Below are 24,320 nucleotides of genomic sequence, written 5' to 3' on the forward strand. Positions count from 1 at the left end.
GCGGGAAATGCCAGAAAGAATTGCTTGGATCGCCGCTCAGGCCAATTCCCGCACTTTCAAACCGGCCAGCCTCATAAAATTCGCGAGCAGGGCATGGCCGTGCTCAGTGGCGATGCTTTCCGGGTGAAACTGGACGCCGTGGATCGGGAGGTTTTCATGGCGGAAACCCATCACCGTTCCGTCCGGGCCGCGTGCGTTGATGACGAGGTTTTCGGGCAGGCCTTCTTCCGGGACGATCAGCGAATGGTATCGGGTTGCGGAGAAGGGGGAGGGGATATCGTGAAAAACTCCCGTTCCGTCATGCTCCACCGGCGATGTTTTGCCGTGCATCAGTCCGCCCCGGACTACCTGTCCGCCGAAATGCTGGCCGATGGCCTGATGGCCCAGACACACGCCGAGCAGCGGCGTTTTGGCTTCGGCGCAGGCGGCGACCAGGTCGAGACTGATTCCTGCCTGATCGGGGGTGCAGGGGCCGGGTGAAACCAGGAAGGCCGACGCGCCCGAAGCCATGGCTTCACTGGCTGTCATCGCGTCATTGCGGACAACCTCCACGTCAGCGCCCAGCTCACGCAGATAGTGGACGAGGTTCCAGGTAAAGCTGTCATAATTGTCGATGACGAGGATCATGGATCGCTGCCTATCCGGTTCGTTGCGTGCCGCCAAGACCTGTCATTTGCCGACGGGCGCAATCACCTTGCAGAACATTGCTGTCGTAGATAGATAAGGCACCTATGAACCGCGCAGCTTTTCTGAGCGCGAAACCCAATTGAACTTCCAGGAGTTTGCCATGACTACACGCCAATTCGCCCTTGCGGCTGCATCGCTGCTCGCGATCGCCGCAACTTCCCCGGCCCTTGCCGATCATCATGAAGAAGCGGCGGAAGCTACGGCCTCTTCGCCCAGTGCCGAAATCGGCAGTTGGGGTGTCGACCTCGATGCGCGCGATCTTTCGGTGAGCCCGGGCGATGATTTCAACGCCTATGCCAACGGCACATGGATCGCGAATACAGAAATTCCGGGGGATCGCCCGCGTTATGGTTCGTTCGATATGCTGCGAGACCGCGCTGAAAATCAGGTTCATGCAATTTTGAACGATCTCGCCGCAGATCCTGCAGCGGCTGGCCCGATGGGCCAGATGGTTGGCGATTTTTACGGTGCCTGGATGGACGTCGATGCCATTGAAGCACGCGGCATTGCGCCGCTGGCTCCTTATCTCGCGCGCATTGATGCGATTGAGGGCCGCGCTGGTTTGCTCGAAGTTTTTGGATCGGTTGGCTATGCCTCACCGGTTGGCGTCGGCACGCTGGAAGACCCCGCTGATCCGACCCGCTATATTGCCTTTGCCAGCCAGGATGGCCTCGGCATGCCCAATCGCGATTATTATCTCGAAGATAGCGAGGAATTCGCCGCATTCCGCACCGCTTATCGTGATTATATCGTTCAACTGCACGAACTCGCCGGTATAGCGGACGGCGCTGCCCGGGCTGATCGTATCATCGCGCTCGAAACGCAATTGGCCGAAAGCCAGTGGGAGCCGGCGCGCCAGCGCGATATCCAGCAGATCTACAACCCGATGAACCGAGAACAACTTGCCGAGCTTGCTCCGCAATTTGACTGGGCAAACTGGTTGGAAGGTGCGGGCCTTGGCAGTGTTGATACCGTGGTTGCCGCCGAAACCACGGCGATCGCGGCTGCCGGCGCGCTGCTCGACAGCGTTCCGCTTGATACCTGGAAGGAATATCTGACCTTCCATTTCATTAGCGAGAATGCATCCTATCTCCCGGCGGCGTTCGACGAAGCGCGGTTCAATTTCTTCAGCCGCACGCTGAACGACGTGCCCGAGCAGCGCGATCGCTGGAAACGCGGTGTGGCGCTGGTCAATAACAATATCGGTGAAGCGATTGGGCAGGTCTATGTCGACCGGCACTATCCGGATGAAAGTCAGCGCCAGATGACCGAGTTGATCGCCAATTTGCGCGCCGCTCTGCGGGAGCGCATCGAGAATAGCGACTGGATGGACGAAGCCACGCGTACCGAAGCTATCGCCAAGCTTACCGCTTTCGAACCGCGTATCGGCTATCCCGAAAACTGGATCGACTATTCGAATCTCGAAGTGGATCGCGGCGACCTGCTCGGCAATGTCATGCGCGCCCGGCAATTTGCGTTCGACCTCGATCTGGCCCGGCTGCCGCATCCGGTCGATCGGTCGCTCTGGGCGATGAACCCGCAAACGGTGAACGCCTATTACAATCCGCTGCTCAACCAGATCACCTTTCCGGCGGCGATCCTGCAGCCGCCATTTTTCGATCCAAATGCCGATCCCGCGGTCAATTACGGGGCGATTGGCGGTGTGATCGGCCATGAAATCGGCCATGGTTTCGACGATCAGGGGCGCCAGTTCGATGGCTCGGGCCGTATCCGTGACTGGTGGACAGAGGAAACTGCAGCCGAGTTCGAGGCACGCACGACCCGTCTCGGCGCGCAATATGATGCCTTCGAACCGATCCCGGATCTCCATGTGAATGGTGAACTGACCATGGGCGAGAATATCGGCGATCTGGGCGGCCTCGAAATGGCTTACTCCGCCTATCGCCGCTATGTCGCCGAACACGGTGAGCCGCCAGTGATCGACGGGCTGACTGGCGATCAGCGTTTCTTCCTCTCATGGGCGCAGGTTTGGCGCGGGCTTATTCGCGAGAATGCCCTGCGCGAGCGAATCCTCACCGATCCGCACAGCCCGCAGCAATATCGCGCCAACGGCCCGGTCCGGAATATCGATGCTTGGTACGAAGCCTTCAATGTCGGCCCTGACAGCGCGATGTATATTCCGCCGGAAGATCGCGTGCGCATTTGGTAAGCGCATCGCGCGTACCAATCTGACCGAAGAACCCCGGGCCGGAAACGGTACCGGGGTTTTTCTTCAGTCGCCGGAGCCGGGCCTCTCGCCGAAACGCGCGAGCCAGGCGAGCAGATCTGCTTCGAATGCGGGCAGAAACACGCTGTCTTCCTGCATCAGGGAATGCCCAACGCCGGGATAGACCCGCCATTCCGGCCGCGAGCTTTCGGGCATGGCATCCAGCCTGGCGATGCTTTCGAGTACCGGAACATTGTCGTCTTCGTCAGTCGCGCCGAAGGCGATGAGAAACGGTCCGCGCCATTCCCGCCAATGCGCAAGCGGGTTGTAACCGGCGTTGGCCAGCCAGAAATTGGGCTGGCGCTGTTTCGCCCGTGTAACGAAGGCGGATGTCAGCACGCCGTGCAGAAAGCCGGGTGCACCGCCAGCACGGACGTCATTGCCGACTTCGCGGCGCAATTGCTCGCCAAGGTCGGTCATCGATGTGCTGAGCGCGACGCCGAAATCCGCACCGGCGATGCGGGCCGCTTCGGGCGTGATCGTGCCGCCCTGGCTTACGCCGACAAAGCCATAGGCGCTGAGCTCCGGCTGGTCGCTTCGGAGCAGGGTCAGCCATGCGGCGCCGTCCCCGGCCAATATTGTCAGCGGGGTTTCGCGCCAGTCTCCGTCCGATCGCCCGGATCCGCGCTTGTCGGGCAGGATCACGACATGGCCGGCGCGGGCGAGGCTGTCGGCGAGCATCACATACCAGCTGTTCGAACGGTCGGAATCACCGGACCCGTGCAGGATCACGATGCCGACTCCCGATCGTTCCGCCGGTTCGAATATCCAGGCTTCGAGCGCGTCCGGCGTCTCCAGCGCAACGTTTCTTAGCGTATAGGGTTGCTCCGGCGACCGGACGAAGGGCCGGGTGGCAACGGCGCTGGCCGCAATGCGTTCCATATCCTCCCGGTTGTCGAGGTTGAACCGGTAAAAGCCGTTGTCCAGCGCGGGCGCGACCAGCCAGCGGCTGTCGTCTGCGCCTGCGTAAAGACCGCTGCGCTCGTCGATCGGTTCCGGGATCGTCGTGATCGGTTCGCGCAGCTGCGGGGCGCCGGGCGTGAAAAAGGCAACCGACCCCAGCGCGATGATCATCACGAGGATAATCGATGCGCCCAGGAGAATGGTTTTGATCATGACGGTTCCCGCAACTGTATTAGATGAGCAATACACAAAGAAGTGGGTAAGTGTAAAGCCTGACTAATACACCCCTCCAGCCGGTACGGAGCGGTTCCGGGAATCGTTGCGGCTGGGGTTGTCCGAGGGGTGGTTTCTAGTCCCGTCGCAGCCGCGAAACAGCGCCGTCCGAGCGCAGGATTTCGAGCGCCGTGACCATGCCTGTTTCGTCGCTGAGAATACGATAGCGCTGCAAAGGATCGGCGGCGCGGCGGAATAGGCCGGGTGCAACCGGCACCAGTCTGCGCACCGGTCTCCGGCCTTGCCGGAGCAGGAGGCCGGTTTCGTCCAGGGTGATTGCGGCCCGGCCATAGTCGCCGACAAAGGTGGACAGGTCCTGATCGATATCGGGTACGGGTTCGAGCGCTGAACGCGCCCATTCCCGATCGAGCCGGAAGGCGGGGTCACCATTTTCTGCAATTGCGTTGAGAGCCGCCAGCTGGCCGCGTCGCAGAGCTTCTTCCGATGGCACGGCAATATCGGGAACGACGCCGCTTCCTTCCCAGTTCGTGCCGGTAATGGCGTTGATCGGCGATCCGGTCGAGATGAACACTTCGAATCCGTTGCCGGCGTCGAATGTCGTGCCCGGATTGGCGCCGCCGGCAGACGCTTCGCCAACAACCGTTGCCCGCCCGGCCGCCTGCAAGGTGTAGGCGAGGGCCTCGGCGGCCGATGCCGTGCGCGCACTAGTCAGGATATAGAGCGGCACATCGAGGCGCGGGGCAGGGTGAAAAACGCCCGGGGCTTCGCTCTCGGTTCCCGATCGCGAATGGAAGATATTGTAGATCGGCGCGTCGGGCGGCGTGAAGGCGCTGATCAGATAGCCGACCATCGCCGGAGATCCTCCGCCATTGTCGCGCAGGTCGATGATGACGGCGTCTGTCGCCGAAACGAGCGCGAGCGCGGCGTTGGCGCTGGCCCAGGCCGGGCCATCGGGGTTGTCGAAATCGAAATGGGCGAAGAAAACCATATCGATATAGCCGATATTGCCCGGCAGGATGCCGGTCTGCCGGAAGCCATAGCCGGACCGGACGATGCGGTCGTCAAAGCCATAGAGCCGGCGTCCCGCGGCCCCGCCGCCGGTATCGCCTTCCGGGCGCGACCAGGTGACCCGGAAATGGCCGTCATGCGGGGCGATAACCTCCGTAAGCGCCGACGCGAGCAAGAGCGGTTCGGAAATGCCGTCCCAGCTGCCGCTGGCGCTGGCAGACCGGATTTCCGCCGCAATCGTTCCGGCGCGCGTTTCGTCGAAGAAATTGTCTTCGATCAGGCTGGCGACATTTTCGGCAACTGTGCGCGGCGCAAGCGGCTGCGCCGGGCTGGACGAGAATGGCAGCACAAATGCCGCAATACAAAAAAGAATGAAACGCATGGCCGGGCCTCCCTTGTCGCAGCGTGTAGAACAGCCGCCTGGTTGCGCCCACGACAATCCGATGAAGGGGCTTTCTATTACGACAAATGTCAGGAACCGGGCCGACTACTGCCCGAAACCCGGCTCGTCCGCCCGTCCCACCGCTTCCTTTGCCGCCGCGAACAGCGCGCCCGCTTTCGCCTCGCACTCGCGCTGCTCATAATCGGGATTGCTGTCGGCGACGATGCCGGCCCCCGCCTGGATATGCATGACGCCGTCTTTGACGACTGCCGTGCGGAGCACGATGCAGCTGTCCATCCCGCCATCGGGGGAGAAATAGCCGACGCCGCCCGCATAGGCGCCGCGCGTTTCGGGTTCGAGTTCGGCGATGATTTCGCAGGCGCGGACCTTGGGCGCGCCCGAAACGGTGCCCGCCGGAAAACCGGCGAACAGGGCGTCGATTGCGTCATGATCGTCCGCGAGTTCGCCCGTGACGTTTGAAACGATATGCATGACATGGCTGTAAAATTCGACACCATAGCTGTCGGTCACGGTCACTGTTCCCGCTTTGGCGACGCGGCCGACATCGTTGCGCCCCAGATCGAGCAGCATCAGATGCTCGGCGCGCTCCTTGGGATCGGCAAGCAGGCTTTCGCGGTTGGCGGAGTCTTCGCTCGCCGTCTTGCCGCGCGGGCGCGTACCGGCAATCGGCCGGATCGTGACTTCGCCGTCGCGTGCCCGGACCAGGATTTCCGGGCTCGAGCCGATCAGCGCAAAGCCCGGTAGGTCGAGATAATAGAGGAAGGGCGAGGGATTGATGCGCCTGAGCGCCCGGTAGAGATCGACCGGCGGCAGCGGAAAGGGCTGGGTGAAGCGCTGGGCGAGGACGACCTGAAAGATGTCACCGGCGGCGATATAGTCCTTCGCCTTGTTGACCATGCGGGCATAATCCGCCGCGTCGAGCACGGATTGCGGGGCGATTTCCGGTAAATCGCTGACTTTCCGGTGCCGCGGCAAATAGGGTGCGGCAAGCCGGGCGGCGGCTGTTTCAATTCTCTCCACAGCTTTATCCACAGCCTTGCCCGCAGTGCTGTCCCTAGTATCCCAGACAGGCGCCACAAGGTGGAGCCGGTCTTCGAGCCGGTCGAATATGAGAATGAGCGTCGGCCGGACGAACAGCATGTCGGGAAGCGCGAGCGGGTTTTCGGGTGGGCGCGGAAGCTCTTCGATCAGCCCGATAGTCTCATAGCCGAAATAGCCGACCAGACAGGCGAGCGACTGGGGCAGGCCTGCGGGCAGCTCCATCCGGCACTCGGCGACAAGGGCGCGCAGGGCGGCCTGAGCATCGGCGGGTTCGTCTTCGAACGCCTCGCGATCGGTGAGCCAGGTGCGGTTGATGGCAGCCCGATCGCCCTGCGCCCGGAAAACGAGATCCGGCGCGAGGCCGATATAGGTGTAGCGACCCCGGACACTTCCGCCTTCCACGGACTCGAGAATGAAATCGCCGCGCCCGGGCTCGATCAGCTTGAGCGCCGCGCCGATCGGCGTGTCGAGATCGGCCAGCTGCTGGCGCCAGATAAGCGCGGGGCGACCGGCCTCCAGCGCCGCGACTGCATCGGCGCGGGTTTCCATTAGTTGCGGCGGCCGGTCGTCAGCCGTTCGCGCAGGGCCTGAATGGCATCCTCGTCACGCGTTACCGGATAGTCGGCCATGACGGCGTTGAGAAATTGCTCGGCATATTCATTGGCGGTAACGGATGCGAACTGGCCGCGCGTTGCCTCGATAAGCTCCGGCGTCACGGCGTCGGGATCGCTTTCGATCGTGTCCAGCACGACAACGAACCAGCCCTGATTTTGGGGCAGGCGTACCAGTTTGGCAGTGTTTGCCGCCATCCGGAACAACAGCCGGAGCGGTGCAGGCACATTCTGGCCGGCCTGCGAGATGGCGCGGCGCGTCGCCCGGGCGGGTTGCGGGGCGGGAAGAGTTACGCCGGCTTCGGCAAGGGCCTGGGACAGGGACATCCCGCCATTCACCTTTGCCGCAACCTCGGTGGCGATGGTACGCGCGCGGCCGGATGCCCGGTCGCGCATGAAATCCTGGCTGACCTGCTGGCGGATCGATGCAAGTGGCTGCGGGGCTGACCGGGCTATCTCCGTTACATCGACCAGGGCGTAGCGCTGATCGACGATGATCGGCGCGAGGACAGCATCTTCGTCGTCATCGAGCGTAAACGCCATCTCCAGGATCGGCATAAGGTCGGCATTGGGTCGGAAATCGGGCTGTTGCCGGGATACGCCGCCAGCGGAAACAAGCGGGGTGGACACGATGGTCAGCCCCTTGTCGTCGACAACTTCCTCGAAGGACGCGCCATCGTCAATGGCGGTTTCGATATCGATATAGAATTGGGCGAGCGCCTGATTGCCTGCCTGCTCGCTGAGCGCCTGGACAATTTCCGGGCGCACATTGCCGAGCGGGGTCGCATTCCGGTTGACGATGTCGGCAACGCGAATGATGTGCCAGCCAAGGCCCGACCGCATCGGCTCCAGCAACGTGCCCTCATCTGCTGTGAAAGCGGCCGCGGCGATGGTTGCCGAGGTGGTCCGCTCAAAGCTCTCCTCGGTCGCCCCGCTGATTTGGATGGCGGGAAGGGAAAAGCCGCGCTCCACAGCTTCCGCGCCAAAGTCTGCGCCGCCATTGACGGCGGCGTAAAAGGCCTGGGCGTCGGCCTGGTCGGCGAGGATGATCTGCTGGAAGGTGCGGGTCTCGCTGCCGCCATAGGTGTCGCTATTGGCTTCGTGATATTCGCGGATTTGCTCTTCCGTGGGTGCGGGCACGGTAATATCCGCAAGAGAGAAAGCTGCGTAGCGCACGGCTCGCCGCTCTGGCAGCGTGTAGTCGCTGATATTGTCGCGATAGAAGCTCTGCAGCTCGTCATCGGTCGGAGGAGTACCCTGCAGCATTGCGCTGGAGGGAATCGCCGCAACCTGACCGCTGCGTTCTTCCAGCAACAGGCTGGTATAGGGCCGGGCGACCGCGGCCGGCACCTGTGCACCAGCGGTAATCGGTCCCAGCATCAGGCCGACCAGCGTCTGGCGCATAAGATCTGAACGGACTTCGTCTTCCGTCAGGCCCTGTTGGATTAGCACCTGCCGGAAGGATGCCTCATCAAAATTGCCCGTTAGGCCCTGAAAGGCAGGAATCTGTGCGATCGCACGATCAATGAGGCGCTTGCTGATCAAAAGGCCGTTGTCGCCGGCAAAAGCGGCAAGTGCTTCGCTTTGCACGAATTGGTCGATGGCCTGGTCAAGCCCGCCATTGGCGATCACCGTCGCCATGTCGATGCCGGGCTGCTCCTCGCGGGCGTTCTGCAACGCACGTGCCATGATCTGCGCAATCTCTTCGTCGGTTACGTTCCTACCGTCGACCGATACAACCGTGTCGCCGCCGCCTAGGAAACTTCCGCTCGGGGCGCTGACATCGGCCAGGGCAAAGGCCGCGCCGATCAGCACGACAAACAGCATGGCGAGTACCACGCCCAGTTTCGACGAAAACAGCCTGCGGAAAAAGGTGATCATGGGATTGGCATCTTTGCGTAAAGAGGGTCCGGTTTGTTGGTGCTTTACGGATGTGGCCGCGCCGCTTCAAGCGTTGTCGCGCGATTGGCAGATGAGGACAGCGCCGCTATCAGGCGGCGCAAACATTCACCACAGGAAAGAACAGGGCCATGGCGCGACGCAAGCTTATTGCCGGAAACTGGAAAATGAACGGCCATCTCGATCATCTGCGCGAACTGCACGGAATCGAAAAAGCGGCAAGGGCCCACCCCCAGGTCGACGTCGCTATCTGCCCGCCCGCGACGCTGATCGCCGCGGCGGTCGCCCGGGTTCCCGGTCTCGCCATGGGCGCGCAGGATTGCCACAGTGCGGACAAGGGCGCGCATACGGGGTGCCTGGCCGCGCCGATGCTTCGCGAAGCTGGCGCGCAATATGTTATTGTCGGCCATAGTGAGCGCCGCGCCGACCAGGGCGAAACCGATGAAGATGTTTGCGGCAAGGCTGAGGCCGCGCATCGGCACGGCCTGATGGCTATTGTCTGTGTCGGCGAGACCGAAGAGGAGCGCGATGAGAGCAGGGCGGAAGCCGTCGTCACTGGACAGATCGCGGGGTCGGTGCCCCGGGATGCCAGCGCGGACTGGCTGGTCGTGGCCTATGAGCCGGTCTGGGCGATCGGTACCGGGCGGGTTCCGACCCTGGATGACGTGTCGGCGATGCATGCGGCGATTCGCTCCAAGCTCGCCGAAACAATTGGTGAGGAGGCGCAAGGCGTGCGCATTCTGTACGGCGGTTCGATGAATGGCGACAATGCCGCCGATCTCCTTGCGGTTCCCAATGTCGACGGTGGGCTGGTGGGCGGAGCAAGTCTCAGCGCCGACAAATTCGTACCGATTGTAGAGGCAGGGGCCACGCTCGCTTGAACCTTGCGCCGGAAGCGCCTATTTCGCCCTGCAACGCAAAGCTGCGCCGCATATCGGCCGGCTCAACAATATAGAGATCCTTCATGTTCACCTTCCTGCTCGTCGTTCAGGCCGTTGTTGCCGCCCTGCTTGTCACTCTTGTCCTGATGCAGCGTTCCGAGGGCGGGGGGCTTGGCGTGGGCGGTTCTTCATCGGGATTGATGACGGCGCGCGGACAGGCAGATTTCCTGACCCGGGCGACGACGTTCACCGCATTCGCTTTTGTCGGACTCAGCATCCTGCTTGCCGGCATTGCGACGCAGCGCCAGTCCGACACGGGCATTGACGACAGCCTTCTCCCGACCGCTGAATCGACGGCTCCGATCGCCCCTGCTGGTGGCGAAGCGCCGGTCACGGATTCTGTCGACAGCGATATTCTGAGTACGATTGCCGGTCAGGCCGAGAGCAGCAGCGCGGATGAGGAAGCGGCTCCTGCCGAATAATCGCCGCTCGATCGGGATTTCCATCGGCTTTACTCACAAAAAATCGCGAAAGACGGAGTCGTGATCTTGCACTTACCCGTCAATCCTGCGTAACCCTTTTCTCCCATGGCGCGGTTTATTTTTGTCACCGGCGGCGTGGTCTCCTCGCTCGGCAAGGGTCTTATGGCGGCAAGCCTTGCCGCGTTGCTTCAGGCACGCGGTTACAAGGTTCGCATTCGCAAGTTCGATCCCTATCTGAATGTCGATCCGGGAACCATGTCGCCCTATCAACACGGCGAAGTTTACGTAACGGACGATGGCGCCGAGACGGACCTCGATCTCGGCCATTATGAGCGCTTTACCGGCGTTTCTGCGCGGCAGTCCGACAATGTGACATCGGGCCGCATCTACCAGACGATCATCACCAAGGAGCGGCGCGGCGATTATCTTGGCGCGACGGTGCAGGTGATTCCGCATGTTACCGATGCGATCAAGGATTTTGCCAAGGCCGATCTTGGCGATCTCGACTTCGTGATTTGTGAGGTTGGCGGCACGGTGGGCGATATTGAGAGCCTGCCCTTCATGGAGGCGATCCGGCAACTCAGGAACGAGCTCGGCCGCGGTCAGTCAGTTTCCATCCATACCACGCTGGTTCCCTATATCGCGGCGGCTGGCGAGCTGAAAACCAAGCCGACCCAGCACAGTGTGCGCGAGCTGACTTCGCTCGGTATCCAGCCTGAAGTGCTTGTCTGCCGGTGCGAGCATCCGTTGCCCGACAGCGAACGGGCCAAGATCGCGGCTTTCTGCAATGTTCGGAAAAGCGCGGTTATCCCGGCGCTCGATGCGCCCAGCATCTATGCCGTACCGCTGACTTATCATGCGGTTGGCCTCGACGACGAAGTGCTGCACGCCTTCGGCATCGAAGACGCGTCAGAACCCGAGCTCTCCAAATGGGTCGATATCAACGACCGGCTGGAAAATCCCGAAGGCGAAGTCACGATCGGCGTGGTCGGCAAATATGTCGGTCTGCAGGACGCCTATAAGTCGCTCAACGAAGCGCTGGTCCATGGCGGGATCGCCAACCGGGTGAAGGTCAATATCCGATGGATCGATGCCGAACTGTTCGAGGAAGAAGAGAGCGACATCGCCGCTCAGCTTGAACCGCTGCATGCGATCCTTGTACCTGGTGCGTTCGGTGAGCGCGGAGCGGAAGGAAAGATTGCCGCCGTTCGTTTCGCGCGCGAACGCAATGTCCCTTATTTCGGCATCTGTTTCGGCATGCAGATGGCTTGCATCGAGGGCGCGCGGAACATTGGCGGCATCGCGCATGCGTCGTCGACGGAATTCGGCGCGACCGACGAACCCGTGGTCGGCCTGATTTCGGAATGGATGTCCGAAGAAGGATTGCAGAAGCGCGAAGTGGGCGGCGATCTTGGCGGAACCATGCGGCTTGGCGCCTATGATGCGAAGCTGGACGGCAACAGCCATGTGGCGGCGATTTACGACGGTGCGAACATGATCAGCGAACGCCATCGGCATCGCTATGAGGTCAACACAAATTATATCGACCCGCTGGAGAAAGGCGGGCTGGTTTTTTCCGGCATGTCGCCCGACGGGGAGTTGCCTGAAATTGTCGAACGCCCCGATCTCGAATGGTTTGTCGGCGTACAGTTCCACCCGGAGCTGAAATCCCGGCCGTTCGATCCGCACCCCCTGTTTGCAAGCTTTATCGAAGCGGCATTGAAACAGTCGCGTCTGGTCTGAGGCGCGCCAATACGGCATACTGGCCGTCCATTTGTTTTTCGCGAGGAGGCGTGAATGGCCGTTGATCGTATGAACGCAAAGGATCTCCTGCAAATCCTGCCGGCAGAATCCCTGCTTGCGGCCTGTGAACCAGGTCAGCTTGAGGACTTGCTCAGCCGCACCAAGGTCGAATTCGCCGCGAAACGCGAAGTGCTCATGCATCAGGGCGATCCCGGGGATTCCGCTGTGATCCTTGTTACCGGCCAGGCTCGGGTGAACATGGTCTCGGCCAATGGTCGCGAAATCGTGCTCGATTATCTCGCTCCCGGTACGGTGATCGGCGAGATCGCTCTGCTCGACGGAGGCGAGCGCACGGCAACGGTTACCATGGTCGAGGATGGGAGTGTGATGAGACTGACGCGCACGCAGTGCGAAGATTTCATCACCAGCAATCCGGGCGTTGCGCTGAGCATGTTGCAGGAAATGGCCCGGCGGCTGCGCCAGATGAACCTGACGGTCGAAAGCGATCGCGCTTTTTCCGCCGGCCCCCGGCTTGCGCGATACCTGCAGCGGCTCACCGACGAAGAAGCGGTAAGCCAGAAACTGAAGATAGATGTCAGTCAGAGCGAACTCGGCCATTTCGTCGGCATCAGCCGGGAAAATATCAATCGCCAGCTTTCCGCCTGGGCCGATTCCGGGCTGATCGAACTGGATCAGGGCAAGATCCGGATCATCGATTGCAACGCTCTGTGGGAAATCGCGGCGATCGGCGATTGATGCCGGCTTTTTAGCAAAGGAATTTCGATGACTGTTTCGACCGACTTTCTCGTCAGCAAGGCAGATATTGCGCAGACGCGGCTTACAGAAACCGAACTTGGCGCACTGGCCGAGGGCCAGATTCTCCTGCGGATCGAAAAATTCGCGCTGACGGCGAACAACATCACCTATGCCGTTGTCGGCGAGCAGATGGCCTATTGGAATTTCTTTCCCGCCGAACAGGGCTGGGGAAGGGTGCCCGTTTGGGGTTTCGCAACGGTTGCCGAATCCCGGCACCCGGAAATTGCGGTCGGCGAGCGCGTCTATGGCTATCTGCCGATGTCGTCCCATCTGGTCGTAGAACCGGGCAAGGTCAGCGACGGCGCCTTTCTCGATATGGCTCCGCACCGCCAGCCGATGAACCGGGTGTACAACAATTACCGCCGCCTGGCCGTCGATCCGGCCCATAATCCGGATCTCGAAGACTATCGGGCGCTGTTCGAGCCGCTGTTCATGACATCCTTCCTGATCGAGGCGTTCATGCGCCACCAGGACTATTTCGGCGCAAAATCGCTGCTCATGACGAGCGCCTCATCGAAAACCGGCATGGCGCTGGCGCAGGTCGCCAAGGCGCGCAGCCCCGGGATCGAGCGCGTCGGGCTGACCAGCGCGGGCAATGTCGGATTTGTCGAGGGCCTTGGCCTGTATGACCGGGTGGTCTCCTATGACGCGATTGGCGATCTCGATGCCGCCGCGCCCGCAGTCGTCGTCGATTTCGCCGGCAACGGCAAAACATTGTCGGCGATTCACAATCATTTTGCGGACAATCTCAAATATAGCTGCCTCGTCGGCGCGACCCATTGGGAAGCGCGCGGACTTGCCGACGATATCGCCGGCCCTACGCCCATTCTCTTCTTCGCGCCCGATCATGTCGTCGCGATGACGGATGAACTTGGCCCGGAAGGCTTCGGGATTGAAGTGGGGAAGGCGTGGGGCAGCTTCATCGGCGAGGCCAGGGGCTGGGTCGATGTGTTGCGCCGTGAAGGCGGCGATGCCGCCGGCGAAACCTATGCGACGGTGCTGGGCGGCAAAGCCAGCCCCCGCGACGGTTTCATTCTCTCGCTTTAACGCGAAGACAGGTCAGGCCAGCAGCGGTTCGCAGCCCGTGCCATCCAGCAGGGCATGGATGCGCGCCCGATCGTCAGCCGAGAGCGACGCAAAACTCTCCCGAATCCAGTGCAGGCATTTGGCCTGATAGGGAAAGGTAGGCTGCGACCAGGGGCGGCCGTCAATCTCGGTCTCGAACCGATCCTCGCCCGCCATGGCCGCCCGGGCATTGGCCAGCAGAAATGGCGCATAGACCCGGCCGATTTCGTCGAGCAACGGTTTCAGGGTTTCTCCGGCGGCGTCGACGGCAAGCCAGTCGCCTCGTTCCGGCCTGACGCCTGACAAGTCTTCGACCCGGTCGACCCATGCCCGGACGCGCTGATAGCGCTCGCTGGCAAGGGCGGCAGAGCTGGGCTCAACGGTCGTCAGCTGGGTCAGCTGGCCATATAGGGCAAAGTCCGCAGAGGAAGGGCGGGCGCCCAGGACATAGCCCTGCCGTGCAATCAGCCCGTCCAGAATACCCAATAGTCGGATATAGCTGGCCTCGATGGTTTCGGCGGTGACGGCGTTCGAACCGACCACATAGAGCCGCTCGATCTGCCGTTTCGAAAACATGTCCGCCATCGCCTCGGCATCGCTTCGCGCCATCGTCGGCATCGACCAGTAGACGAGCAGGGGGGCGGCATGTTCGGCATCGGCTTCATGCGCCCAGCGATAGTGGAACATCGCCTTGGTCACCCATTCATCGGCATAATCCTCGATCAGGTGGTTGAGGAAGCGGAGCACGGGATCGGCTGGAAGTGTAGCGCGTTCTTCATATTCGGTTTCGAGTCGGCGGATGATGGGCGTCGAATCGACCATCGCTTCAATCTCACCATCGGGCCGGTGAAAATAGAAAGTGGGGAGCAATCGCACCTTGGGTTCGGGATAGCCTTCCGGCGCGCCGCGTATTCCGCCCCAATGAAGCGTATAGGATATCCGGCGATATCGGAGATAGGCGATCATCTTGCGGGTATAGGGAGAACCCGGCGCGCCCATAAGTTCGATGCGGGATGAGATATGCGGATCGGCGATGGGGATATCCTTTTCGATTCTGGTTCGGCTGGAGGCGGCTACGTCGCTTTGGCAGCCCGCCGTTCGGCAAGCTGCCGCAAATTGTCTTCATGGCCTTCGCGGTTGATCTTGTAGAAGGAAATGCAGCCAATCATCGACATCCAGAGGAACAGAATGGTCGGAACATAGATGGCGCCGAGATTCCACAGCGCCTCGTCGGACACCTCTCCCTGCGCCGCGCCGGTCGCCAGCCCCGCCGTGGCCAGCACGAAGCCGGCGACGGCGATGCCGAAGCCTTCGCCGAATTTGCGCATGAAGGTTGAAGCGGCGAAGAACAGCCCTTCGCTGCGCCGTCCGGTTTTCAGCTCCGATTGTTCGACAAGATCGGCGACCATCGATGCGGCGAGGATCTGGAAACAGATGATCAGGCCGACATCCAGCGTGTTGGTTACGAGATAGAACCAGAAGATAAAGGGCGATTCATTGCTCGGGAGAAGATCGAGCAGGCGCAGGAAGATCGGCAATGGCGCGCCCAGAAAGGCGATCAGGCCGATGGTGATTGCTCCGCGTTTTTTGCCGAATTTGCGTGTGGCGACCGGGGCCAGGGCCGCGCCGATAATGGCCGAGACGAATACTCCAGCGGTGATCATGCCGAGCTGTACCGGGCTGAAATTCCAGAAATAGGTGCCGAAATAGAAAGCGAGACCGGCGGCGAGCCCGCTTGCGGTGAAGGCCAGCAGGGCAGCAATGAACAGTGCCAGAAACGACCGGCTGGAAAGGGTTTCGAATATCTCCCTGAATATCTTGCCCAGCGTCATGCTGCGCTTTGCCGGCGGCCCTTTGAGATGGGGAATGCGCGAATGCGTGCCGATCGACGACACCATGATCGCCGTGAAAATGAGGAGCGAGGCAATGATGCCATAGGTTGCATAGGCCTCCCGGTTGAACTGACCGTTTGCGATGGTTGCCGTCGCAAACAGGGGAAACAGTATGAAAAAATTCATGACGGTCATCGCGTTGCCGCCGGTCCAGCCGAAATAGTAGCGGAAGCTGAGCAGCGAGCTGCGTTCGTCATAATCCTCGGTCAATTCCGGGGCGAGGGCGGAGCTCGGCGTCTCGTAAAAGGTGATGAAGGTGCGAATGACGATCGCCAGAACGACAATATACCAGAACAGCGCCTGTTCGCTCCAGCCGAGCGGCGGGTTCCAGATGAAGTAGTAGCTGAGCGAGATCGGGATGGCGGCCGCATACATGAAGGGATGGCGCCGGCCCCATTTCGAGCGGAGATTGTCCGACCAATAGCCGACAATGGGATCGCTAAAGGCGTCGGCGACAAGGGCGATCAGGATGGCCAGGCTGACTAGTCGGGCGTCGACGCCGATTACCTGGGCGTAGAAAAGCAGGAGGAAATATTTGAGCCCGCCGTCCTTCACACCATAGGCGACGGAGCCAAAGCCATAGGCCAGTTTCGTCCAGAAGGGGATTCTCTCGCGGGGCGGGGCCGCAGACGTTCCACTCATACAGATCAGCCTCTCGCCAGCTTTTTGTTTCTTATGCAGGCAAGAATGGCGGCTGGCAAACTATGGCCCCGTTGGCGCAGACCCCCGATGCTCCGGCAAATGGGGGTCTGTTCCGGAAACGAAAGTGCCCGGGCCGTGAGGCCCGGGCACAGACGTGACGAACTTAGGTTCGCCCCCAATTTTAGCTCCCTGATCGCGCACAATCCTTCCCCTCAAGGTGTGCAGCGGGGAGCCTCCCTGAACCACGGCCGTAAGGCGCGGGTTCCGTAGGGAAGGGTGCTAAGCTATTCAAACGGGCCTTGTCATTGGGATAGTGGGTTTTGGGTAACAATAAGTTTACGCCTGTGACGATCCGGCAACAGCTTAGATGCTTGCGGCCCGCACCCGGCCCGCCTAGAGACGCGGCTTAACATTGGCCCCTTTCCGGACCCGATAACCATGCGTCTTTCCCGCTATTTCCTCCCCGTCACCAAAGAAACCCCTGCCGATGCCGAAGTCATCAGCCACAAGCTGATGCTCCGCGCCGGGCTTGTCCGCCAGACAGCGGCCGGTATTTATGCTTGGTTGCCGCTCGGGCTTCGCGTCTTGAAGAAGATCGAACAGATCGTTCGCGAGGAGCAGGACAGGGCGGGCGCGGTCGAGCTGCTGATGCCGACGCTGCAGTCCGCCGATCTGTGGCGCGAGAGCGGGCGCTACGATGCCTACGGCCCGGAAATGCTGCGGATAGAAGACAGGCAGGGTCGCGATCTGCTGTACGGCCCGACCAATGAGGAAATGATCACTGCGCTCTTCAGGGACGGTGCGAAAAGCTATCGGGATCTGCCGCGTATGCTTTACCACATCCAGTGGAAGTTCCGTGATGAAACCCGGCCGCGTTTCGGTGTGATGCGGGGCCGCGAGTTCCTGATGAAGGATGCATACAGCTTCGATCTCGACGAGGCTGCGGGCCGCATCAGTTACAACAAGCAGTTCGTTGCCTATTTGCGGACCTTTGCGCGGATGGGCCTGCGCGCCATTCCGATGCAGGCCGATACCGGACCGATCGGGGGCGATCTCAGCCATGAATTCATCATCCTCGCGCCGTCGGGCGAGAGCGAGGTCTTCTTCCACAAGAACTGGGAAGAGGCGCGTTCGGTGGAGGACTACAATGTTGCAACCGACGACACCGAAGCCTTGCAGACGTTCGTCGACAGCATGACCGCAGAATATGCGGCGACCGACGAAAAGCGCGACGAAGCTCGGGAAGCCGAAATGGGCGATGATCTGCTCAGGTCCCGCGGAGTCGAGGTCGGCCATATCTTTTTCTTCGGCGACAAATATTCCAAGGCCATGGGGCTCAGGGTGTCGGGCAATGACGGGTCTATGATCACCCCTGTCATGGGCAGTTACGGCGTCGGCGTTTCGCGGCTTGCCGGTGCGATCATCGAAGCGAGCCATGACGATGACGGCATTGTCTGGCCGGAAGCCGTTGCCCCTTACAAGGTCGGCCTCATCAATATGCGCGCCGACGACGAAGCCTGTGTCGCAGCGGCGGACGATCTCTACGCCCGGCTGGAGGCGGCGGGCGTAGAAGTGCTGTATGACGACCGTGACGAGCGCGGCGGCGCCAAGTTTGCGACGATGGATGTTATCGGTCTGCCCTGGCAGTTGATCGTCGGGCCGCGGGGTCTGAAAAACGGCGTTGTCGAGTTGAAAAACCGGGCGAGCGGAGAGCGTGAAGAATTGAGCGCAGAGGCGGCGCTGGAGAAACTGGCGTGATCCTGTCCCGCCATGAGCGGATGATAGCGAAACGCTATCTGCTGCCCGGCAAGGGCGAGCGCTTCATCTTCGTCGTTGCTGCGATCAGCTTCGTTGCCGTGATGCTGGGCGTCATGGCGCTGGTCGTGGTGATGAGCGTGATGAACGGGTTTCGTGCCGATCTGTTCGACAAGATTGTCGGGCTTAACGGCCATGCAGTGATGCAGGGCTATAGCGGCCGCCTGCCAGACTGGCGCGAGATACTGGAAGAATCGCAGGAGCTGGATGGCGTCGTCTCCGCGACGCCGCTGATCGAACAACCTCTGATGGCAAGCTATAGCGGCCGCGTTGAAGGCGTATTGGCGCGCGGGATGCGGGTCGAGGATATCCGGTCCAATGAGCTTATCAATTCGAATATCGTTGCCGGAGACATGGCGCAGCTGACGCCGGGCAGCAACAATGTGGCGATCGGTTCGCGCCTGGCGACGGCGCTGGGTGCCGTGACCGGCGGCCAGATCAGCCTGATCTCTCCGCAGGGCCGGACAACGCCGTTCGGAACCGTACCACGCATCGTGTCATACGATGTGGCGGCGATTTTCGAGATCGGCATCTATGATTTCGACAAGGCTTTCGTGCTGATGCCTATGGAAGATGCGCAAACCCTGCTGATGCTCGACGATGCCGTTGGCATGATCGAGTTCGATACGGTCGATCCCGAAAATGTCGGCGAGATACTGGAACCGTTGGCCCGCAACTATGCGGGGCAAGGCGTGCTCACTGACTGGCGCGAGATGAACACCCAGCTTTTCGATGCACTGGCGGTGGAGCGGGTGGTGATGTTCTGGGTGCTGTCGCTGATTATCCTGGTGGCCGTGTTCAACATCCTCTCCTCGCTGATCATGCTGGTGCGCGCCAAGACGCGCGACATCGCGATCCTGCGAACAATGGGGGCATCGCGGCGATCGATGATGAAGATCTTCCTGACGATCGGCTTGACGACGAGCGGTCTGGGCACGCTGGCGGGCCTTGTCCTCGGCTTTGTCCTGCTTCGCTATCGCCAGGGCGTCGTGAATGTTGTCCAGACGGTGACCGGGCAGAATCTGTGGGATCCGTCGATCCGTTTCATCACCGAACTGCCGGCCCGCACCGATCCGTTCGAAGTGCTCGGCATCGTTGCGCTGGCCATGGGTTCGGCCTTTCTCTTCACGCTTTACCCCGCCTTCAAGGCGGCGAGCACCGACCCGGTACAGGTGCTGCGCTATGAGTGAGGCCGTCCTCGAAGTCCGCAATCTCGCGCGCAGTTTCGAACAGGGCGGCGTTAAGATCGAGGTGCTGCGCGGCGTCGATATCCGCATCGGCAAGGGCGAGATCGTCTCGCTGCTCGGTCCGTCCGGATCGGGCAAGTCGACCATGCTCCAGGCCGTGGGCCTGCTCGAAGGCGGCTTTTCGGGATCGATCAGCATCGACGGCGAAGAGGTTGCGAGCCTCGAAAATGACGCGCGCACCCGTATCCGGCGCGACCATCTAGGATTTGTGTATCAATTCCATCACCTGCTGCCCGATTTTTCCGCCAAGGAGAATGTCGTCATCCCGCAGCTGATCAAAGGGGCGACGCCGGCGGCGGCGGACAAGCGCGCGGCCGAACTGCTCGCCCGGCTCGGCCTCGGCCACCGGCTCGATCACCGTCCGTCGCAATTGTCGGGCGGCGAGCAGCAGCGTGTCGCCGTTGCCCGCGCGCTGGCCAACCAGCCGTCGCTTGTGCTCGCGGACGAGCCGACCGGCAATCTCGACGAGGCGACGGCGGATCTTGTGCTGGCCGAGTTTCTGACTCTGGTTCGCGAAGAGGGCAGTGCAGCGCTGATCGCAACGCATAACGAGCGGCTGGCGAAAAAGACCGACCGCCTGTTCCGCCTCCATGAAGGCCTGCTCGAAGGAAACAAAACATGAGTGTCCACGTCTATTCCGTCAGCCTGCCCGACGGCGCCGAGCAGAAGCTGGCCGACTATGCCGGCAAGACCGTCCTGATTGTAAATGTCGCATCGAAATGCGGTTTCACCCCGCAATATGCGGGGCTTGAGGAACTGTATCGCAAATACAAGGATCGCGGCTTCGAGATACTCGCCTTTCCCTGCAACCAGTTTGGCGGACAGGAACCGGGCGACGCCGACGAGATCGCCAACTTCTGTACGCTGACCTACGATGTAAGCTTTCCGCTCTTTGCGAAGATCGACGTGAACGGCCCGAATGCCGATCCGCTCTACCAGCATCTGCGCGCGCAGAAACGCGGTCTTGTCGGCGACAGCATCAAATGGAATTTCACGAAATTTCTGGTGAATGCGAATGGCGAAGTCGTGAAGCGCTACGCCCCGACCACCAAGCCATATCAGATCGAAAAAGATATCGCCGCCCTGCTCGGTTAGAGCCCGGCGTCGGCGCGCTATCCACACGCCTTTCCGATATTGTGCTTTGACGAATCGGATCACCTCCCCATAGTCGGGTCATGCGATCTGCGCCCTTTGTCCCTTTGCGAATATTCTCGGCCTATACGATGCTGGAAGGGGCCATCCAGCCCAAGGATATCGCCGCCCGGGCCCGGGAACTTGGATTCCCGGCCGCAGCGCTCGTCGATCGCAACGGCCTTTACGCGGCGATGCCTTTCTGCGCCGCCGCTTTCGGCAAGGGCGTACAGCCGATCATCGGAACATTGCTTGCCGTCGCCCGGCCCGGCCGTACGGATGGCGACGATCCGGTCATCGACTGGTTGCCGCTGCTGGCCCAGGACGAGGCGGGTTATGAAAATCTGTGCGCGCTCGTTTCCGAAGCGCATCTGGACCGACCCCTCGAAGAAGCTCCGCATGTGGCGTTCGAGGCGCTCGACGGACGCACCGCGGGGTTGATTGCCCTGACCGGCGGCGGGGAGGGAGCGCTAGCCCGGCTGTTCGAGGCTGAGCAGACCGATGCGGCGCTGGCCTATGCCGACGCGCTGGCCGCGCTTTTCCCCGGCCGCCTCTATGTCGAGATCAGCCGCCGCGGCGATCCGATAGAAGAGGCGAGCGAAGAGGCGCTGCTCGACCTCGCTTATGCGCGGGACTGGCCCCTGGTCGCCACCAATCCGGCCTATTTCCAGCGGCAGGATTTTCACGCGGCCCATGATGCAATGCTGTGTATCGCAGACTCCAACTATGTCGAAAGCGATGATCGGCGCCACAGCCAGGAAGAGGGCTGGCTGGTTCCGCATGAGGCCATGGAAGAGCGGTTTCGCGATCTTCCCGAAGCATTGGCCAACACGCTGGTCGTCGCCGAACGCTGCGCCTTCGCCGCGCCCGCGCGCGACCCGATCCTGCCCAGTGTCGCAGGCGATCTCGAGGGCGAATCTGCACAGCTGCGGGAAGATTCGCGGACGGGTCTCGAAGCGCGGCTCGCGGCGATCCATGGAGACAAGCTTACCGACGAAATCCGCAAACCCTATGTCGAACGGTTGGAATATGAGCTCGATATCATCATCGAAATGGGCTTTCCCGGCTATTTCCTGATCGTTGCCGATTTCATCAAATGGTCGAAAAGCCAGGGGATACCTGTCGGGCCCGGCCGTGGTTCGGGAGCCGGTTCGGTCGTTGCCTGGGCGCTCACCATCACGGATCTCGATCCGCTCCAGCTCGGTCTGCTGTTCGAACGCTTTCTCAACCCGGAACGTGTGTCGATGCCCGATTTCGACATCGATTTCTGCGAAACGCGGCGCGGCGAAGTGATCCGCTACGTGCAGCAGAAATACGGCCGCGATCAGGTTGCCCAGATCATCACCTTCGGAACGATGAAATCGCGCGCTGTGCTCCGCGATGTCGGCCGGGTTCTGCAGATGCCCTATGGCCAGGTCGACCGGCTGACCAAGATGGTGCCCAACCACCCGACCGACCCCTGGACGCTGGAACGCACGCTCAACGGCGTCGCCGAGTTCGAGAATGAGTATAAGACCGACGCGGACGTAAAGAAGCTGATCGATCTTGCGATGAAGCTCGAAGGTTTGCCGCGCCACAGCTCCACCCATGCCGCCGGCGTGGTGATCGGCGACCGGCGCCTCGACAAGCTCGTGCCGCTCTATCGCGATCCCCGGTCCGACATTCCCGTCACCCAGTTCGACATGAAGAATGTTGAAAAGGCAGGGCTGGTAAAATTCGATTTTCTCGGTCTGAAAACCCTATCCGTCCTAAAAAAGGCGGTCCAGCTCCTCGCGCTGCGCGGGATCACGGTCGATCTGGACCGGCTCGGCTGGGACGATGAGGAAGTGTATGCGCTGCTTCAGAGCGGCGACACGGTCGGTGTGTTCCAGCTGGAATCGGAAGGCATGCGACGGACTCTGGCCGCCGTGAAACCCACTTGTTTCGAGGATATTATCGCGCTCGTCTCGCTCTATCGGCCCGGTCCGATGGACAATATCCCGATGTTCGGCGCCCGCAAAAACGGGCAGGAAGAAATCGAATATCCGCATCCCGATCTTGAGCCGATCCTCAGGGAAACATACGGCATCTTCGTCTATCAGGAACAGGTTATGGAGGCGGCGCGGGTGCTTGCCGGCTATTCGCTTGGCGATGCCGACCTGCTCCGCCGCGCCATGGGCAAGAAAATCCAGGCCGAGATGGATGCCCAGCGCGATCGCTTTGTTTCGGGTTGCGCGCGGAAGAATATCGCATCGGGCAAGGCGAACGAACTGTTCGATTTGATCGCCAAGTTCGCCGGCTACGGGTTCAACAAGAGCCATGCCGCCGCTTATGCCCTGATCGCCTATCAGACGGCCTGGCTCAAAACCCATTATCCGCACGAATTCTTTGCTGCATCCATGTGTTACGACATGGGCAATACCGACAAGCTGGGTATATTTGTCGAGGATATCCGCCGGACCAGGGACAAGATTTCGGGCGGCAAGATCGAATGCCTTGCACCTTGCGTCAATGGCAGCGAAGCGCTCTTCACGGTCGAGCAGCATGGCGAGGGGCATGCCGTTCGCTATGCGCTTGCCGCGCTCAAGGGCGTTGGCCAGAAGGCGATGGAGCAGCTGGCTGTCGAGCGTGAGGCGGAGGGCGAATTTGCGAGCCTCGACGATTTCGCGGCCCGCGTCGATCCGCATCTCCTGAACAAGCGTCAGCTTGAGAGCCTCGGCGGAGCGGGCGCGTTCGATGCGCTCGAAAGCAATCGTCCCGCGGTCTATGCGGCGGCGGAAACGATCCTTGCCATCGCATCGAGCGCCGCCGATGCCCGCGAGACGGGGCAGGGCGGCCTGTTCGCCGGTGGCGACGAAACCGACATTGCCCATATCCGGCTTTCCGAAGGAGTTCACTGGCCCCTGGCGGAACGCATGGCGCAGGAAAAAGAGGCCTTCGGTTTCTATTTCTCCGGCCATCCGGTCGACAATTTCCGGCATCTGGCGGACGCTTTCGGTGCGCAAGGCTATGGCGATCTGTGCGCGATGCCAGCTCCGGCGGCGGGCGGGCGGGTGACGGCCGTGATGGCCGGAATGGCGGAAAATGTCCGCAAGCGCACATCGCGCAAGGGCAACCCCTTTGTGACGGCGACCTTGTCCGACAGTTCGGGACAGTTTTTCGCCAGCGCGTTCGACGAGGGGCCGCGGCTCGAACTCGAAGAAGCGGCCAAGACCGGCAGTTGCGGCCTGTTGCATGTCGAGCTCGATTGGCAGCCGGGTGAAGATACGCCGCGCGTCACCGTGCGTCAGTTCCAGCCGTTCGAGGCGCTCGCCAGCAGCAAGCGGATGATGTTGACGGTTTCGCTCGCCGAACCCGCCATTCTCGAACAGCTCACGGAATTGCTGGGCCCGAATGGCGAAGGGCAGGGCACAGTGCTGCTTGACGCGGCATTGCCGGATGGGGGCTCGGCCCGGGTCGTTCTCGGCCGGCATTTCATTCTCGACGCAGAATTGAGCGAAGCGATTCGGCAGACGCCGGGCGTTATTGCGGCCCGGCTTGCCGCCGATAACGGGTCTGCCGACCGGCAACCGCCAAAACTCGCTCTGGTTTCCTGATTATCCGCGCATTTGGCG

The 24,320-nt window shown here is 61.3% G+C and carries 18 protein-coding genes; 11 read left to right on the forward strand and 7 right to left on the reverse strand.

Annotated elements, in window-relative coordinates; all coding sequences use genetic code 11:
• Positions 1–36: 36 nt before the first annotated feature.
• Positions 37–627 carry an anthranilate synthase component II gene (locus DFR46_RS01925; RefSeq protein ID WP_116234923.1) on the reverse strand — a complete coding sequence of 197 codons (591 nt, stop codon included), beginning with the start codon at positions 625–627 and terminating at the stop codon, positions 37–39.
• Between the two features lie 160 nt (positions 628–787).
• On the opposite strand from DFR46_RS01925, the gene DFR46_RS01930 reads away from it, so the two are divergent.
• The gene (locus DFR46_RS01930; protein WP_116234924.1) at positions 788–2,857 is read left to right on the forward strand and encodes a M13 family metallopeptidase; all 2,070 of its coding nucleotides are present in this window, start codon (positions 788–790) and stop codon (positions 2,855–2,857) included.
• A gap of 63 nt (positions 2,858–2,920) precedes the next feature.
• On the opposite strand, the gene DFR46_RS01935 is transcribed toward DFR46_RS01930, so the two are convergent.
• From DFR46_RS01935 to DFR46_RS01950, 4 genes are all read right to left on the reverse strand, one after another.
• Complete coding sequence (locus DFR46_RS01935) at positions 2,921–4,030, reverse strand: alpha/beta hydrolase family protein (protein WP_116234925.1); 1,110 nt, start codon at positions 4,028–4,030, stop codon at positions 2,921–2,923.
• A gap of 136 nt (positions 4,031–4,166) precedes the next feature.
• On the reverse strand, positions 4,167–5,441 hold the full coding sequence (locus DFR46_RS01940; protein ID WP_116234926.1) for a S41 family peptidase: 1,275 nt from the start codon (positions 5,439–5,441) through the stop codon (positions 4,167–4,169).
• A gap of 105 nt (positions 5,442–5,546) precedes the next feature.
• Positions 5,547–7,052, reverse strand: a complete 1,506-nt coding sequence (gene trpE / locus DFR46_RS01945) for an anthranilate synthase component I (protein ID WP_116234927.1) — start codon at positions 7,050–7,052, stop codon at positions 5,547–5,549.
• Positions 7,052–8,995 (reverse strand): peptidyl-prolyl cis-trans isomerase, encoded by a 1,944-nt coding sequence (locus DFR46_RS01950; protein WP_116234928.1) that lies wholly within the window; start codon positions 8,993–8,995, stop codon positions 7,052–7,054. Before DFR46_RS01950 ends, trpE begins: the two co-directional genes overlap by 1 nt.
• A gap of 149 nt (positions 8,996–9,144) precedes the next feature.
• On the opposite strand from DFR46_RS01950, the gene tpiA reads away from it, so the two are divergent.
• The 5 genes from tpiA to DFR46_RS01975 all read left to right on the forward strand — a co-directional run bounded on the left by tpiA (position 9,145) and on the right by DFR46_RS01975 (position 13,982).
• Complete coding sequence (gene tpiA / locus DFR46_RS01955) at positions 9,145–9,894, forward strand: triose-phosphate isomerase (protein ID WP_116234929.1); 750 nt, start codon at positions 9,145–9,147, stop codon at positions 9,892–9,894.
• A gap of 83 nt (positions 9,895–9,977) precedes the next feature.
• Complete coding sequence (secG, locus tag DFR46_RS01960) at positions 9,978–10,376, forward strand: preprotein translocase subunit SecG (RefSeq protein ID WP_116234930.1); 399 nt, start codon at positions 9,978–9,980, stop codon at positions 10,374–10,376.
• Between the two features lie 105 nt (positions 10,377–10,481).
• Positions 10,482–12,119: a CTP synthase gene (locus DFR46_RS01965; protein ID WP_116234931.1), complete on the forward strand. Its 1,638-nt coding sequence runs from the start codon at positions 10,482–10,484 to the stop codon at positions 12,117–12,119.
• 54 nt (positions 12,120–12,173) lie between these two features.
• Complete coding sequence (locus DFR46_RS01970) at positions 12,174–12,875, forward strand: Crp/Fnr family transcriptional regulator (RefSeq protein WP_245953609.1); 702 nt, start codon at positions 12,174–12,176, stop codon at positions 12,873–12,875.
• A 27-nt stretch (positions 12,876–12,902) separates the two neighbouring features.
• A complete protein-coding gene (locus DFR46_RS01975) occupies positions 12,903–13,982 on the forward strand; it encodes a DUF2855 family protein (protein WP_116234932.1) in 1,080 nt (359 codons plus the stop codon).
• 12 nt (positions 13,983–13,994) lie between these two features.
• Here the strand turns inward: DFR46_RS01975 and DFR46_RS01980 are convergent, their stop codons facing one another.
• Positions 13,995–14,999: a glutathione S-transferase C-terminal domain-containing protein gene (locus DFR46_RS01980; protein WP_116234933.1), complete on the reverse strand. Its 1,005-nt coding sequence runs from the start codon at positions 14,997–14,999 to the stop codon at positions 13,995–13,997.
• A gap of 74 nt (positions 15,000–15,073) precedes the next feature.
• Positions 15,074–16,534, reverse strand: a complete 1,461-nt coding sequence (locus DFR46_RS01985; RefSeq protein WP_116234934.1) for an MFS transporter — start codon at positions 16,532–16,534, stop codon at positions 15,074–15,076.
• A gap of 438 nt (positions 16,535–16,972) precedes the next feature.
• Here DFR46_RS01985 and proS point away from each other — a divergent pair, with 438 nt between their 5' ends.
• The 5 genes from proS (at position 16,973) to dnaE (ending at position 24,302) form a co-directional block, all read left to right on the forward strand.
• The gene (proS, locus tag DFR46_RS01990; RefSeq protein ID WP_116234935.1) at positions 16,973–18,292 is read left to right on the forward strand and encodes a proline--tRNA ligase; all 1,320 of its coding nucleotides are present in this window, start codon (positions 16,973–16,975) and stop codon (positions 18,290–18,292) included.
• Positions 18,289–19,539, forward strand: a complete 1,251-nt coding sequence (locus DFR46_RS01995) for a lipoprotein-releasing ABC transporter permease subunit (protein WP_116234936.1) — start codon at positions 18,289–18,291, stop codon at positions 19,537–19,539. The genes proS and DFR46_RS01995 overlap by 4 nt, the downstream gene beginning before the upstream one ends.
• Positions 19,532–20,218 carry an ABC transporter ATP-binding protein gene (locus tag DFR46_RS02000; RefSeq protein ID WP_116234937.1) on the forward strand — a complete coding sequence of 229 codons (687 nt, stop codon included), beginning with the start codon at positions 19,532–19,534 and terminating at the stop codon, positions 20,216–20,218. Before DFR46_RS01995 ends, DFR46_RS02000 begins: the two co-directional genes overlap by 8 nt.
• The gene (locus tag DFR46_RS02005) at positions 20,215–20,691 is read left to right on the forward strand and encodes a glutathione peroxidase (RefSeq protein ID WP_116234938.1); all 477 of its coding nucleotides are present in this window, start codon (positions 20,215–20,217) and stop codon (positions 20,689–20,691) included. The genes DFR46_RS02000 and DFR46_RS02005 overlap by 4 nt, the downstream gene beginning before the upstream one ends.
• Before the next feature lie 80 nt (positions 20,692–20,771).
• Positions 20,772–24,302 (forward strand): DNA polymerase III subunit alpha, encoded by a 3,531-nt coding sequence (dnaE, locus tag DFR46_RS02010; protein ID WP_116234939.1) that lies wholly within the window; start codon positions 20,772–20,774, stop codon positions 24,300–24,302.
• Positions 24,303–24,320: the final 18 nt, after the last annotated feature.

The organism is Parasphingopyxis lamellibrachiae (assembly GCF_003385775.1).
GTDB lineage: Bacteria > Pseudomonadota > Alphaproteobacteria > Sphingomonadales > Sphingomonadaceae > Parasphingopyxis > Parasphingopyxis lamellibrachiae.

What these genes read in the sequence shown, in the direction of transcription:
- DFR46_RS01925 (WP_116234923.1), bottom strand. Translation starts at nt 627, where the DNA reads ATGATCCTCGTCATCGACAATTATGACAGCTTTACCTGGAACCTCGTC.
- DFR46_RS01930 (WP_116234924.1), top strand. Translation starts at nt 788, where the DNA reads ATGACTACACGCCAATTCGCCCTTGCGGCTGCATCGCTGCTCGCGATC.
- DFR46_RS01935 (WP_116234925.1), bottom strand. Translation starts at nt 4,030, where the DNA reads ATGATCAAAACCATTCTCCTGGGCGCATCGATTATCCTCGTGATGATC.
- DFR46_RS01940 (WP_116234926.1), bottom strand. Translation starts at nt 5,441, where the DNA reads ATGCGTTTCATTCTTTTTTGTATTGCGGCATTTGTGCTGCCATTCTCG.
- trpE (WP_116234927.1), bottom strand. Translation starts at nt 7,052, where the DNA reads ATGGAAACCCGCGCCGATGCAGTCGCGGCGCTGGAGGCCGGTCGCCCC.
- DFR46_RS01950 (WP_116234928.1), bottom strand. Translation starts at nt 8,995, where the DNA reads ATGATCACCTTTTTCCGCAGGCTGTTTTCGTCGAAACTGGGCGTGGTA.
- tpiA (WP_116234929.1), top strand. Translation starts at nt 9,145, where the DNA reads ATGGCGCGACGCAAGCTTATTGCCGGAAACTGGAAAATGAACGGCCAT.
- secG (WP_116234930.1), top strand. Translation starts at nt 9,978, where the DNA reads ATGTTCACCTTCCTGCTCGTCGTTCAGGCCGTTGTTGCCGCCCTGCTT.
- DFR46_RS01965 (WP_116234931.1), top strand. Translation starts at nt 10,482, where the DNA reads ATGGCGCGGTTTATTTTTGTCACCGGCGGCGTGGTCTCCTCGCTCGGC.
- DFR46_RS01970 (WP_245953609.1), top strand. Translation starts at nt 12,174, where the DNA reads ATGGCCGTTGATCGTATGAACGCAAAGGATCTCCTGCAAATCCTGCCG.
- DFR46_RS01975 (WP_116234932.1), top strand. Translation starts at nt 12,903, where the DNA reads ATGACTGTTTCGACCGACTTTCTCGTCAGCAAGGCAGATATTGCGCAG.
- DFR46_RS01980 (WP_116234933.1), bottom strand. Translation starts at nt 14,999, where the DNA reads ATGGGCGCGCCGGGTTCTCCCTATACCCGCAAGATGATCGCCTATCTC.
- DFR46_RS01985 (WP_116234934.1), bottom strand. Translation starts at nt 16,534, where the DNA reads ATGAGTGGAACGTCTGCGGCCCCGCCCCGCGAGAGAATCCCCTTCTGG.
- proS (WP_116234935.1), top strand. Translation starts at nt 16,973, where the DNA reads ATGCGTCTTTCCCGCTATTTCCTCCCCGTCACCAAAGAAACCCCTGCC.
- DFR46_RS02000 (WP_116234937.1), top strand. Translation starts at nt 19,532, where the DNA reads ATGAGTGAGGCCGTCCTCGAAGTCCGCAATCTCGCGCGCAGTTTCGAA.
- DFR46_RS02005 (WP_116234938.1), top strand. Translation starts at nt 20,215, where the DNA reads ATGAGTGTCCACGTCTATTCCGTCAGCCTGCCCGACGGCGCCGAGCAG.
- dnaE (WP_116234939.1), top strand. Translation starts at nt 20,772, where the DNA reads ATGCGATCTGCGCCCTTTGTCCCTTTGCGAATATTCTCGGCCTATACG.